This window comes from Williamsia herbipolensis (assembly GCF_036153515.1).
Classification (GTDB): domain Bacteria; phylum Actinomycetota; class Actinomycetes; order Mycobacteriales; family Mycobacteriaceae; genus Williamsia_A; species Williamsia_A herbipolensis.
In genome coordinates, this window is sequence record NZ_CP108021.1 from 2914894 (window position 1) to 2927686 (window position 12793).

Here is a 12793-nt window from a genome sequence, read left to right on the forward strand (position 1 = left end):
CTATGTTTCGTTCAACCTTCGGTCGCCGATCGTGACCGTTCGCCCTTCGAAGTGCCTGCGTCGGTGACCCCTCGGACGCGGCCTCACGCGGTGTCGTCGTGACGCCGTCGTGAACACGTGTGCAGCAGTGTGAGACAGGTGGGTATATGAGCGTCGGTGTCGTGCGCGAGATCGCGGAGGGGGAACGGCGCGTCGCGCTGGTACCCAAGGTGGTCGCGTCGTTGGTGAACAAAAAGGTCGACGTGATCGTCGAATCGGGAGCGGGCCTGGGTGCTCTCATCCCCGACTCGCTCTACACCGACGCCGGGGCCACCATCGGTGACCCGTGGTCGGCGGATCTGGTCGTCAAGGTCGTCGCCCCGACCGACGACGAGGTCGCGAAACTGCACTCGGGTCAGACCCTCATCGGGTTCCTCGCGCCGCGCAATCAGACCAACCAGATCGGCGCCCTCAAGTCCGCCGGTGTGCAGGCGTTCGCGGTCGAGGCGATCCCGCGCATCTCGCGCGCCCAGGCCATGGACGCACTGAGCTCTCAGGGCAATGTCTCCGGCTACAAGGCCGTGCTTCTCGCCGCCGAACAGTCCACCCGCTATTTCCCGATGCTGACCACCGCGGCCGGCACGGTGAAGCCGGCGACCGCGCTGATCCTCGGCGTCGGCGTCGCGGGCCTGCAGGCGCTCGCCACCGCCAAGCGTCTCGGTGCCCGCACCACGGGGTACGACGTGCGGCCCGAGGTCGCCGACCAGGTGAAGTCGGTCGGCGCGCAGTGGCTCGATCTCGGCATCGACGCCGCCGGTGAGGGCGGCTACGCCCGCGAGCTCACCGAGGACGAGCGCGCCCAGCAGCAGAAGGCCCTCGAGGACGCGATCAAGGGATTCGACGTGGTCATCACGACCGCACTCGTGCCCGGTCGTCCCGCCCCACGCCTCGTGACCGCCGCCGCGGTCGAGGGCATGAAGCCCGGCAGCGTGATCGTCGACCTCGCCGGCGAGACCGGCGGCAACTGCGAACTCACCGAGCCCGGCGAGAACGTCGTCAAGCACGGCGTGACGATCTGCTCGCCCCTCAACCTCCCCGCCGGTATGCCCGAGCATGCCAGCGAGCTCTACTCCAAGAATCTGCTCGCCCTCATCGAGCTGATGCTCGACGAGAACGGCTCGATCGCACCGGATTTCTCCGACGAGGTGCTCGCGAAGTCGTGCGTGACCCGAGAGGCAGGCGACGCCTGATGTACACCGGACTCCTGGCCAACCTCGCGATCCTGGTGCTCGCCGGATTCGTGGGCTTCGCCGTCATCTCCAAGGTGCCCAACACCCTGCACACCCCGCTGATGTCGGGCACCAACGCCATCCACGGCATCGTGGTCCTCGGCGCGCTGGTGGTGCTCGGCGCCCTTCCCGCCGACGCGAACTGGGGCGTACGGATCATCGCGTTCGTCGCTTTGGTCTTCGGCACGCTCAACGTCATCGGCGGCTTCGCCGTCACCGACCGCATGCTCGGGATGTTCAAGGGCAAGAAGGAGGTCACCAAGTGACCACCGTCCTTCTCGCGGCCGATCTGCACTCGCCGAACCAGAACATCTCCTATGTGGTGACGGCGCTCTACATCCTCGCCTTCGGCCTCTTCATTTACGGCCTCTCGGGGCTGACCGGTCCGAAGACCGCCGTGCGCGGCAACTGGATCGCCGCCGTCGGCATGGGTATCGCGGTCGCCGCGACCCTGCTCTATGTCTGGAACGAGGGCGCCCGTGCAGACGAGGGCGCCGGCCGCGTCGAGGTCCCGACAATCAACTGGATCCTCATCGCCGCCGGCCTGATCATCGGTGTCGCACTGGGTATCCCGCCGGCGCTCAAGACCAAGATGACGGCGATGCCCCAGCTCGTCGCGCTGTTCAACGGTGTCGGTGGCGGCACCGTGGCGCTCATCGCTTGGTCGGAGTTCATTGAGACCTCCGGCTTCTCCGAGTTCGGCGACAAGCAACCGGCCTCACCGCTGGTCGTCGGATCGCTGATCGCGGCCATCATCGGGTCGATCTCGTTCTGGGGCTCGCTGATCGCCTTCTCGAAGCTGCAGGAGATCCTGCCCAAGGGTGTCGAGAAGTTCTTCGTCGGCAACGCCAAGCTGTTCCAGGCGGCGAACATCGTCCTGCTCATCGGGTCGATCGCCATCGCGGTGTTCCTCGGCGTCCAGGCCACCGACGGCGGTGGCGCGAGCGTGTGGTGGATCGTCGGCCTGCTCATCGCGGCCGGCGTCATGGGTCTGTTCGTGGTGCTACCCATCGGCGGTGCCGACATGCCCGTGGTCATCTCGCTTCTCAACGCCATGACCGGGTTGTCCGCTGCCGCAGCGGGTATCGCGCTCGACAACACCGCACTCATCGTCGCCGGCATGATCGTCGGCGCCTCGGGCTCCATCCTCACCAACCTCATGGCCAAGGCCATGAACCGATCGATCCCCGCGATCGTCTTCGGCTCGTTCGGTGGTGGCGCCGATGGTGCCGCGGCCGGACCCGCCGGCGACGGTGGCACGGTCAAGGCCACCTCGGCCGCCGACGCCGCGATCCAGATGGCCTACGCCAACCAGGTCATCGTGGTGCCGGGCTACGGTCTCGCGGTCGCGCAGGCGCAGCACGCGGTGAAGGAGATGGCGTCGCTGCTCGAGGGCAAGGGGGTCGAGGTCAAGTACGCGATCCACCCGGTCGCCGGTCGTATGCCCGGGCACATGAACGTGCTGCTGGCCGAGGCCGATGTCGAGTACGACGCCATGAAGGAGATGGACGACATCAACGGCGAGTTCAGCCGTACCGACGTCGCCATCGTCATCGGCGCCAACGACGTCACCAACCCCGCGGCCCGTAACGACCCGAGCTCGCCGATCCACGGCATGCCGATCCTCAACGTCGACGAGGCGCGATCGGTGATCGTGCTCAAGCGGTCGATGTCGTCGGGTTACGCCGGCATCGACAACCCACTCTTCGGCGCATCGGGGACCTCGATGCTCTTCGGCGACGCGAAGAAGTCGGTCGGCGAGGTCATCGAGGAGCTCAAGGCCCTCTAGACCCCGCACCACCACCAGACGAGGCGATTCTTCCCGCTCAGCGGGAAGAATCGCCTCGTTTGTCCTCGTCGGCTCAGCCGACCAGGAACCGGAAGCCGGTGATCGTGTTGTTCGCCGGGTTCGCATCCCTCTCGGCTTCGCGCGCGGTGACCGTCGACTGACCGATGTAGAAGCGACCCAGCAGGCTGCGGGTGTGCACGGTCATCGTCTGTCCGGGCCGGATCGCCTCGATCGTGAAGCCATCGCTCGCGGTCGGCGGGATGCCGGACACCGCCACCGCGATGTTCGTCGCGGTTGCGGTGCCGCGGTTGACGATCCGGATCACGAACGGCACCTGCGGCGGGAAGTTCCGGGGGCCCAGCTCCGGCAGCGACACCACCAGGTCAGGGCGCGCTGGTGCGGCCGATGCGGACGACACCCCCGCCACGAGCGCGGATGCCGCGCATGCCGTGGCGAGGACGGTGGTGAGGGAGCGGCTCCAGCGGCGCATGGGTCTCCTGTGATCGACGGTTGCTCGTACAGCTGTACCAGACGCGTCTCTACGCGGGAGCCCGTATCGCTCGAGCGTGTCGTTCAGTGGGTCTCCTGCCAGGTGCGGCCGAGGATGCAGAACTCGTTGCCCTCGGGATCGGCGAGAACGGTCCAGGTGACCGAGGGGTCCTGGCCGATGTCGACGCGCGTGGCACCGAGCGACTCCACCCGGGCGATCTCCTCGGCGGTGGTGACCCCGTCGGCGCGCAGATCGAGATGGAGACGGTTCTTGATGGTCTTCGCCTCGGGGACGCGGAGGAAGTCGATGGTCGGCGTGGATCCGTCGGCCGGTCCGATGCTCAGGTAGTCGTCGCCCTCGATGTCGGTGATCTCCCAACCCAGGACCCCGGTCCAGAAGTCGGCCACGAGTCGGATGTCGTGACAATCGATGGCGATGACGTCGATTCTGCTGGTCATGGCGGCCACCCTACGACCCGATGGATGTCGGGAGGTTGCGATTCCATATCGGGTACTGGACATCCTTCGCGGCGCAAAGCATGCTGGGACGGGAAGTTGGTACGCACACGTTCCACCAGGAGGTCCCTCGATGAGAACACGACGCATCGCACTCGCCGCAGCGGCGGCCGCGGCGCTGTCGGTGGCCGCGGCCCCGAGCGCCGGCGCGGCACCGGAGGCGACCCCCGAACCGTCCGGCGCACCCGACGTCACCATCTCGCGCCCGCAGGTGTCGACCGATCCGGCCACCCGCGGCGAGATCTCGGTCGTGATCAGCAACGTGGGTACCGCCCGGGCCACCGGGATCGTCGCGTACATCAACTCGTTCCCGAACCGGTTCGGCGGCACCGAGTTGATCGACGGCATCGACCCGGGGAAGTCGGTGCGACAGCGCGTCGGCACGCTCGGCTCGACACCCTTCACCGGGATCGTCGCCTCCGCGGTGTACGCCGACGGTCGAGACCCACAGCCGCTGAACAACTACTCCTTCAGCGTCGAGGTACTGCGCCCTCCCCGCTGACACACCGACCCCAGGCGTGCCCCGCCTCCCCCCGGGCGTGGGCAGGTCGGGTGGGATCGAGACCCCCGATCCCACCCGACCACCTCAACCGGTCACAACTCGGCGCGCACGATGTGTGCCGCGGTGACCAGATTGCGCAGTGACGCCTCCACCTCGTCGGTCGACCGCGTCTTCAGCCCGCAGTCCGGGTTGATCCAGAGTCGCTGCGCAGGAACCGCATCCAATGCAGCTCGCAGTGACGCCACGATCTCGCCGACCTCGGGAACACGAGGCGAGTGGATGTCGTAGACCCCCGGCCCCACGCTGTTCGCGTACCCGATCGAGTTGAGGTCGTCGAGCACCTCCATGTGCGACCGCGCGGCCTCGATGGAGGTGACGTCGGCGTCGAGATCGGCGATCGCACTGATCACCGCACCGAACTCCGAATAGCAGAGATGAGTGTGGATCTGCGTCGCATCAGCCACGCCCGCCGTCGACAGCCGGAACGCGTCGACCGCCCAGCGCAGGTACGCCGGTTGATCCTCCGCGCGCAGCGGCAACAGCTCCCGCAGCGCCGGCTCGTCGACCTGGATGATCCCGACACCCGCCGCCTCGAGGTCGACGGTCTCGTCACGGATCGCCGACGCGATCTGATTCGCACTGTCCCACAACGGTTGGTCGTCGCGGACGAACGACCACGCGAGGATGGTGACCGGACCGGTCAGCATGCCCTTCACCGGTCGATCGGTGAGCGACTGCGCGTAGTCGATCCACGTCACCGTCATCGGATGCCGCCTGCGGACGTCGCCGTAGAGGATCGGCGGCCGCACGCAGCGCGTCCCGTACGACTGCACCCACCCGTTCTCGGTGGCGAAGAACCCGTCGAGCTGTTCGGCGAAGTACTGCACCATGTCGTTGCGTTCGGGCTCGCCGTGCACCAGTACGTCGAGCCCGAGGTCCTCCTGCAGCGCGATGATGCTCGCCACCTCGCCGCGCATCCGACGCTCGTACTCGTCCACACCGATCTCGTTCGCACGCAGGGCCGCTCGCGCCCGCCGGATCTCCGATGTCTGCGGATACGACCCGATCGTGGTGGTGGGCACGACGGGAAGTCCGAGCCGTTCGTCCTGGGCGGCACGCCGTTGCGCCGCCGGCCCGCGGGCGACACCCGCGTCGACCGCGGCCGCGATGCGTTCCCGGATGCCGTCGTCGTGGACACGTGGATCCGAGCGGCGGGCCGCCAGCGCCCGCGCGCAGGCGTCGAGGGCCTGGTCGACGGAGTCGCGTCCGTCCCGCAGCGCGGTGGCCAGGGTGACCACCTCGGCGACCTTCTCCGCGCCGAACGCCAGCCAGCTGCGGAGGGTGTCGTCGAGCCCGGACTCCCGGTCGAGGGAGTACGGCACGTGCAGCGTCGAGCACGACGTCGACACCGCCACCGAGGCGGCCGAGCCCAACAGCGTCGCCAGGGTCGCGAGCGACGCCGACAGATCGTTGCGCCAGATGTTGCGACCGTTGACGATTCCCGCCACCAGCAGCTTCGAGGTCAGCGCTGGTACCGAGGCCACCGGGTCGGCGGTGCCGCGCACCAGGTCGACCGCGATTCCCTCGATGTCGGTGGCCGCGAGCGCAGGCAATGCCTCCCGGAGATCGCCGAAGTAACTCGCGACGAGGATCGCCGGTCGGTCGGTCGCTCGGGCCAGTTCGCCGTAGACCCGCGTGACGAGGCCGGCCGGGTCGTCGTGCAGGTCGGTGACCAGTGCGGGTTCGTCGATCTGCACCCAGTCCGCGCCGGTCTCACGCAGCGTCGACAGCAGTTCGCGATACAGCGGGAGCAGCTCGTCGAGTCGATCGATCGGCGCGGTGCCGTCGACGCCCTTGCTCAGCAGCAGGAACGTGATCGGGCCGATGACCACCGGCCGCGCCGGGACCCCCAGTGCCAGTGCCTCGGTCAGTTCATCGAGCACCTTGTCCGGGTGCAACGAGAACGTCGTCGACGACGAGATCTCCGGGACGAGGTAGTGGTAGTTGGTGTCGAACCACTTCGTCATCTCCAGCGGGGCGACCCTGCCGGTGCCCCGCGCCGCGGCGAAGTACCGGTCGAGGTCGTCGGCGATGCCGGCGACCCGCGGCGGTAGTGCGCCGAGAAGCACTGCGGTGTCCAGCATCTGATCGTAGAACGAGAACGTGTTGACCGGGATCGAGTCGAGTCCGGCGGCGTGTAGTTCCCGCAGGCCGGCGACGCGCAGGTCGGCGGCGAGAGCGTGCAGCTGGGCCTGGTCGGTGCGACCGGCCCAGTACGCCTCGACGGCGCGTTTGAGCTGCCGATTCGGTCCGATGCGGGCCGAGCCCAGAGTTGTTGCGGTGAACGGTGTACCAGTCATGTGTGACGATCCTTCGGTGCGTGCGGATGGCCATCACCAAGGGACGTGGTACCGACGAGCCGGCCGGGTGCCGAGGGCACGCGGCCTGGAGCCGTACCCCTCACGAGGGCACGGCCATGGGCTCTTGCGGTCACACGCCCAGTCCACGAGGCGATGATCCGCCGGGTGCGGCGCACCCGGCACAACTGGCAGGTCTTCGGACTCGTGGGCGTGACACTCGCGGCCTACTGGCCGACGCTTCCCAGCAGGTCCGCTCTCGCGGACCCGCCAGTGCTTATTGTCGGCGGTCGTTCCCACTCACCGCTGCGGGACAGTCCCGGATTCTCACCGGGTTCCCTCTCGACCGGCCGCCACCGAGGGCGGTGACCGGGCTCGATGCCGCACGACAGACTCAGGGGCTCCTGGGTGTCACTCGTACGGCAGACCAGCTGCGATCGCGACAGTACGCGCCCGTGCGCCGGCGTTAGCATCGCGGTATGCCCTTTCATCGATTCCTCGAACGCCATGACCACGACGAATCGTTCGCGATGGGCAAGGCCATGCGGGAGACCCGCGGTCGGTCGACGCTGGCACAGGCGCCGTCGGGCGAGCGCGACCTGATCGACCTCGTCCGGAGGCAACACGAGGGTCGGATCGCCGAGCTGATCCCGCTGCGTATCGAGCGGATGAGCGAGTCGCCGTTCGCGTTCTTCCGCGCGACCGCCGACATCATGGCCACCGACCTCTCGTCGATCCCCGTGACCGGGATCGACGTGGTGATCAGCGGCGATGCCCACATCGGCAACTTCGGCTTCTACGCCAGCCCCGAACGCCGCATCCTGTTCGACCTCAACGACTTCGACGAGTCCGGCGTCGGTCCGTGGGAGTGGGACGTGAAGCGGCTGGTGACCAGTGCGGTGCTGTGCGCCCGTGCCGACGGTGCCGATCGCGACGACCAGGCCGAGCTCGCCGCCGATGCCGCGCAGGCCTACCGCCGGGCGCTGCGCGTGGCGGGGTCGCAGTCGGTGATCGACCGCTACTACACCTCGGTCGACGCAGAGGTGTTGGCCGACAACGCCGGTGGCGTGGTCGCCGATGTCATCGACTCCGCGCTGGTTAAGGCACGGCGACGTACGGCGAACAGCATCGTCGACAAGATCACCGAGATCGGACCCGACGACCGGCGCCGCATCACGCCGGACCCGCCCATCGTGGTCCCGTTGTCCGCCCAGCACCCCGAGCGGATCGAACTCGCCGGCCAACGCGTCGACGAGATCTTCGACCACTACCTTTCGTCGGTGCGCACCGACGTGGCGTTGCTGTTGTCGCAGTTCGAGATCGTCGATGTCGCACGACGCGTGGTGGGGGTAGGTTCGGTCGGCAACGTCGCCCTGATCGTCCTGCTGCAGGGCCCCTCGGATGAGCCGATGGTGCTCCAGCTCAAGCAGGCCGCACCGTCGGTGCTCGAGACGAACGGTGGTCTCACGTCGGTGATACCCGAGACCGAGCACACGCCGACCGATGCGCGTGACGCGATTCGTGTGGTGGCGAGTGCGCATGTGTTGCAGGCCAACTCCGACCCGTTCCTCGGATGGACCGCATCACGTGAGGGCGCGTTCTACTGGCGGCAGTTCCGGGACATGAAGGGATCGATCGACGCCACCGACCTGAAGGCGCGGGAACTACGCCGCTACAGCGAACTCTGTGCGCGACTGCTGGCCCGTTCGCACAGTCAGAGCCCGGCGTTCGCACAGATCGCCGGCTACCTCGGGAAGAACGACACCGCCGACACCGCCATCGCCCGATGGGCGGTCGACTACGCCGATCAGGTCGACCGCGATCACGCGGAGTTCCTCGTCGCGGCGGCCGACGGGGTGATCTGAGGGTCAGGCGGAGGCGACCGCGCGGTCGAACAGCGTGCGGTCGTGGGCGTTGACGATCACCAGATCGGGATCCGCGCGGCGGCGCAGTTCGGCGATGCGTTCCTGGTTGCGCCGCAACTGCTTGCGGTCCATCGCGAGCGCGGTCTCGGTCACCCGCATCGTCCACGGCGTCGAGGTCTCGTCCTCGATGGCGCCCCGATGATGAAAGGCGTCGCCGCAGTGCAGGACCCAGCGGTTGCCGGCGTCGACGGCGATCGCGGCGTGCCCACGGGTGTGGCCGGGCAGCGAGATCAGGACCACCCCGGGGGCGATGGCGGTGAGTTCACGCGCCGCGGCGAATCCCCGCCAGGACTCGCCGACGGGTTCGTGGGTGACCAGCGAGGGTCCGTGGGCCCACTGGCGTCGGCGGTAGCGGCCGTGCTCGAGCGTGGTGCGCGGGCGTTGGGCGGCGGTGACCTCGGTGGAGGTGGCGTGGACGGTGGCGCCGGGGAAGTCGGCGATGCCGCCGACGTGGTCGAGGTCGAAGTGCGTGACGACGATGTGGCGGACGTCGTCGGTGGAGTAGCCGAGGTTCTCGATCTGGCAGGCCGCGGTCTCCTCGGGGTCGAGCACCGGACGGATGACGTGGCGCAACGGCCCCAGACGTCGTGCGGGCGAGGCACAGTCGGCGAGGCCGTAACCGGAGTCGACGAGGACGAGGCCGTTGTCGGTCTCGAGCAGCAGCACGTGGCACACCAGTGAGTCGCCGGGGACGGGCATCGTCCCGCAGTTGAGGTGACGGACACGCATGTCAGACCACCGCGCGGAAGTGGGTGATGAGGCGCCAGCCGTCGAGCTGGTGGAAGGCGAGACCCGGTGGCTGGGAGGCGTCGACGACGTCGGTCCCCTCGAACGAGAGGTTCAGAGTCGACGAGACGCCCGGGGCGAGGCACACCGGACGACCGGCGAAGCTGGTGACGGCACCGGTGTGCGCGTGACCGCAGAGGAAGCCGACGATGCCGGGGTGCTTCTCGACGAGCCGCACCAGGCGGTCCTCCCCGGTCTGTCGGATGGAGTCCATGAACGGCATACCCAGCACCACCGGGGGATGGTGGAAACACACGATGACCGGGACGCCCTGGCCCACGGCGGTGATCTCGCGATCCATCCAGGCGAGGGTGTCGTCGGACAGGTATCCGTCGTTGCGCCCGGGGATGGTGCTGTCGCACATGAGGAACAGCGCGCCGGCGATCATCGCCGAGCGGTTGAGCGGCATGTCGTGCGTGTGGCGTCCGAACAGGCCGAAGCCGAACTCGTCGCGGCGGTCGTGGTTGCCGGGGATCAGCAGCGTGGTCGGCAACGGCACACCGCGCAGCACCGCCGCGGCCTCCTCGTACTGGGCCGGCGAACCGTCGTCGGTGATGTCACCGGTCACCACGAGGGCGTCGATGCCGTCGGCGCGTGCGGAGATGTGGCCGAGCACCGCCTCCACTCGCGCGCGGTGGTCGGCCTCCCCGCTGAAGTGGAGGTCGCTGATGTGGGCGACGGTCAGCATGCGATTCATGATCACAGATCGCCGGGAAGCTTGTCCCTGCGGATGCCCCGCCAGCTCGGATGCCTCAGGTGGCCGGTGCTGGTCCAGTCCATGAAGCGCACCTCGGCCACCACCTTCGGCAGTACCCACACAGCGTCGTGTTCGACGGGCCGGTCGAGTCGTTCCACGAAGGGGGAGGTCTTCCGACGCAGCGGCGCGAGTTCCTCGGCGAGGGCGGTGAGCTGCTTGTCGGTGAACCCGGTGCCGACACGGCCGATGTAGCGCAGGCCGGTGTGCTCGGGGAGTCCGACGAGCAGCGAACCGATCGTGTTCGAGCGGTTGCCCTTGCCGGGACGCCAGCCTCCGACGACGACCTCGATGTCGCGCCAGTTCTTCTGCTTGAGCCACGTCCGCGACCGGCGCCCCTGCTGGTAGACCGAGTCGCGGCGCTTGGCGATCACCCCCTCCCAGCCCTTGTCGCGGCTGTGGTCCATCGCCTCGGCGCCCGACCCGCTGAGCAGCGGCGGTACCTCGATCGCCGGGTCGCGGGCGAAGACCGGTGCGATCTCGTCGAGCAGCGAACGGCGTTGCTCCCACGTCATCCGCAGCAGCGACGATCCGTTGAGGTACAGGATGTCGAACAGCATGAGCTTGAGGGTGAAGGGCTCGGACGTGGAGTCGCGGCTGGCGAGCAGCGTGAAGTTGGTCTTGCCGGTGGCGTCGACGGCCACCACCTCGCCGTCGAGCACTGTGTCGATCAACCCGAGATCGTCGGCGAGGGAGCTCAACTGGGGGAAGTCGGCGGTCATGTCGATGCCGGCGCGGCTGGTGAGCCGCAGTTCGCCCCCGATGTAGCGGGCGATGATCCGGTAGCCGTCCCATTTGCCCTCGAAGGCCCAGGTGTCGGCGGAGAGCTTCTCGACGGGGTCGTCGGTGGCGAGCATCGGGCGGGGATCGCGCAGGCTGTCGGGGACGATCGGTCGCGGCTCGTCGGACATGAGATGTGCGAGCCAGTTCTTCTCGCCCGTCTTGATCAGTGCGTAGCGGCCCTGGATGCGGTCACCGTGCAGTCGCACGATCACCTCGTCGTCACGCCACTTCTCGGTCTCGTAGGTACCGCGGTCCCAGATCTCCACGTGTCCGCCGCCGTACTCCCCGGCCGGGATGTCGCCGGCGAAATCGGCGTAGTCCATGGGGTGGTCCTCGGTGTGGACCGCGAGACGGTTCTGGTCGCTGTCGGTGGGCAGGTTCTTGGGTACCGCCCACGACACCAGCACGCCGTCCCGCTCGAGCCGGAAGTCGTAGTGCAGTCGGCGCGCGTGGTGTTCCTGGATCACGAAGATCGGCAGACCTGGGCCGGCGTCGTCCTCGACGTCGGTGTCGTCGGATCGCGTTGTCGCCCGGTGTGTCTCGTCGCCGAACGGTTCGGGGGTCTTCGATTCGTCGCGCTTGCGCCGGTATTCGCTGAGGCTGACCACCGCCGGCGTATCGGCGGCGACCGCGGCATCGGGTGCGACCGCGGCCGGTGCCGTGATCGCGTCGTCGAGACCGGCGAGGATGTCGCCGTGCTCGGCGACGCGCGCGAGGACCTCGGTGAAACCGAGTTGCGCGATGTCGGGATCGGACAACTCGTCCCAGAACCGCGGTGCCGCGGCCCACGGATGCTCACGACCGCGCAGAGAGTAGGGCGCGAGAGTGGTCTTCGCGCTGGAGTTCTGGCTCCAGTCGATGAACACCTTCCCCGCGCGCACCGCCTTGGCCATCACCGCCGTCACGTCGTCGGGGCGCTCGGCGGCCAGTGAGGTCGCGATCTGCTTCGCCACCGCCCGGGCGCCGTCGCTCGACACCGCGGCCGGCAACGGGGCGTACACGTGGATCCCCTTGCTGCCGCTGGTCACCGGGTAGGAATCGAGGCCTGCCCCGGCCAGGAGTTCACGGACCAGCAGGGCGATCTCGGCGCAGTGGGCGAGGCTGACACCCGGGCCGGGGTCGAGATCGAGCACTAGGCGGTTGGCACGGCGGTCGGGTTTGGCGACGGGGGCGTCGGAATCGGGCGGGAACGTCCACTGCGGCACATGCAGTTCGAGGGCGGCCTGCTGCCCGAACCACACGAGGTCGGCGCGCGAGGTGGCGATGGGGTAGATCGCGTCGCGGTCGCTGTGTTCGATGACCCGGCGCTCCAGCCAGCCCGGGGCGCTCGAGGGCAGGTTCTTCTCGAAGAAGGGCGCCGACTCGACACCGTCGGGCCAGCGCTTACGCGTGATCGGACGCCGCCACAGATGCGGCAGCATCACCTGCGCCACCCGGTTGTAGTAGTCGATCACCTCGGCTTTCCGGGTCCCGGTCGCCGGATACAGGACCTTGTCGAGGTGCGTGACGCCCACCGATCGTCCGTCGACGTCCAGTGAATCGGCCATGGTCCCGATCCTACCGACAGCTGGACAGATACCCCGGGGGGTGTGTATACCCATGGGGGTATCGACACACCGAGAGG

The 12793-nt window shown here is 68.3% G+C and carries 11 protein-coding genes and 1 riboswitch; of the genes, 5 read left to right on the forward strand and 6 right to left on the reverse strand.

Features of this window, described 5'->3' with window-relative positions; all coding sequences use genetic code 11:
• Positions 1-146 precede the first annotated feature (146 nt).
• The 3 genes from OG579_RS13185 to OG579_RS13195 are packed head-to-tail and all read left to right on the forward strand — an operon-like array spanning position 147 to position 3057.
• A complete protein-coding gene (locus tag OG579_RS13185) occupies positions 147-1229 on the forward strand; it encodes a Re/Si-specific NAD(P)(+) transhydrogenase subunit alpha (protein WP_045821047.1) in 1083 nt (360 codons plus the stop codon).
• Complete coding sequence (locus OG579_RS13190) at positions 1229-1534, forward strand: NAD(P) transhydrogenase subunit alpha (protein ID WP_045821048.1); 306 nt, start codon at positions 1229-1231, stop codon at positions 1532-1534. Before OG579_RS13185 ends, OG579_RS13190 begins: the two co-directional genes overlap by 1 nt.
• Positions 1531-3057, forward strand: coding sequence for an NAD(P)(+) transhydrogenase (Re/Si-specific) subunit beta (locus OG579_RS13195; RefSeq protein WP_328856289.1), 1527 nt, complete (start codon positions 1531-1533; stop codon positions 3055-3057). The genes OG579_RS13190 and OG579_RS13195 overlap by 4 nt, the downstream gene beginning before the upstream one ends.
• Positions 3058-3130: 73 nt before the next feature.
• On the opposite strand, the gene OG579_RS13200 is transcribed toward OG579_RS13195, so the two are convergent.
• A complete protein-coding gene (locus OG579_RS13200; protein WP_328856290.1) occupies positions 3131-3547 on the reverse strand; it encodes a hypothetical protein in 417 nt (138 codons plus the stop codon).
• Positions 3548-3630: 83 nt separating this feature from the next.
• Entirely contained in the window at positions 3631-4005 is a 375-nt protein-coding gene (locus tag OG579_RS13205) for a VOC family protein (protein ID WP_328856291.1), read from the reverse strand.
• Between the two features lie 130 nt (positions 4006-4135).
• On the opposite strand from OG579_RS13205, the gene OG579_RS13210 reads away from it, so the two are divergent.
• Positions 4136-4564 (forward strand): hypothetical protein, encoded by a 429-nt coding sequence (locus tag OG579_RS13210; RefSeq protein WP_328856292.1) that lies wholly within the window; start codon positions 4136-4138, stop codon positions 4562-4564.
• 92 nt (positions 4565-4656) lie between these two features.
• Here the strand turns inward: OG579_RS13210 and metE are convergent, their stop codons facing one another.
• Complete coding sequence (gene metE, locus OG579_RS13215; RefSeq protein ID WP_328856293.1) at positions 4657-6924, reverse strand: 5-methyltetrahydropteroyltriglutamate--homocysteine S-methyltransferase; 2268 nt, start codon at positions 6922-6924, stop codon at positions 4657-4659.
• 170 nt (positions 6925-7094) lie between these two features.
• Positions 7095-7310, reverse strand: a riboswitch (cobalamin riboswitch).
• Between the two features lie 90 nt (positions 7311-7400).
• On the opposite strand from metE, the gene OG579_RS13220 reads away from it, so the two are divergent.
• On the forward strand, positions 7401-8786 hold the full coding sequence (locus tag OG579_RS13220; RefSeq protein ID WP_328856294.1) for a DUF2252 domain-containing protein: 1386 nt from the start codon (positions 7401-7403) through the stop codon (positions 8784-8786).
• Between the two features lie 3 nt (positions 8787-8789).
• On the opposite strand, the gene OG579_RS13225 is transcribed toward OG579_RS13220, so the two are convergent.
• The 3 genes from OG579_RS13225 to OG579_RS13235 are packed head-to-tail and all read right to left on the reverse strand — an operon-like array spanning position 8790 to position 12716.
• On the reverse strand, positions 8790-9575 hold the full coding sequence (locus OG579_RS13225; protein WP_328856295.1) for an MBL fold metallo-hydrolase: 786 nt from the start codon (positions 9573-9575) through the stop codon (positions 8790-8792).
• Between the two features lies 1 nt (position 9576).
• On the reverse strand, positions 9577-10320 hold the full coding sequence (locus OG579_RS13230) for a metallophosphoesterase (RefSeq protein WP_328856296.1): 744 nt from the start codon (positions 10318-10320) through the stop codon (positions 9577-9579).
• An 11-nt stretch (positions 10321-10331) separates the two neighbouring features.
• On the reverse strand, positions 10332-12716 hold the full coding sequence (locus OG579_RS13235) for an ATP-dependent DNA ligase (RefSeq protein ID WP_328856297.1): 2385 nt from the start codon (positions 12714-12716) through the stop codon (positions 10332-10334).
• Between the last annotated feature and the right edge of the window lie 77 nt (positions 12717-12793).

Coding starts and splice junctions, on each gene's coding strand:
- OG579_RS13205 (WP_328856291.1), bottom strand. CDS start 4,005: ATGACCAGCAGAATCGACGTCATCGCCATCGATTGTCACGACATCCGA.
- OG579_RS13235 (WP_328856297.1), bottom strand. CDS start 12,716: ATGGCCGATTCACTGGACGTCGACGGACGATCGGTGGGCGTCACGCAC.
- OG579_RS13230 (WP_328856296.1), bottom strand. CDS start 10,320: ATGCTGACCGTCGCCCACATCAGCGACCTCCACTTCAGCGGGGAGGCC.
- OG579_RS13190 (WP_045821048.1), top strand. CDS start 1,229: ATGTACACCGGACTCCTGGCCAACCTCGCGATCCTGGTGCTCGCCGGA.
- OG579_RS13225 (WP_328856295.1), bottom strand. CDS start 9,575: ATGCGTGTCCGTCACCTCAACTGCGGGACGATGCCCGTCCCCGGCGAC.
- metE (WP_328856293.1), bottom strand. CDS start 6,924: ATGACTGGTACACCGTTCACCGCAACAACTCTGGGCTCGGCCCGCATC.
- OG579_RS13220 (WP_328856294.1), top strand. CDS start 7,401: ATGCCCTTTCATCGATTCCTCGAACGCCATGACCACGACGAATCGTTC.
- OG579_RS13210 (WP_328856292.1), top strand. CDS start 4,136: ATGAGAACACGACGCATCGCACTCGCCGCAGCGGCGGCCGCGGCGCTG.
- OG579_RS13200 (WP_328856290.1), bottom strand. CDS start 3,547: ATGCGCCGCTGGAGCCGCTCCCTCACCACCGTCCTCGCCACGGCATGC.
- OG579_RS13185 (WP_045821047.1), top strand. CDS start 147: ATGAGCGTCGGTGTCGTGCGCGAGATCGCGGAGGGGGAACGGCGCGTC.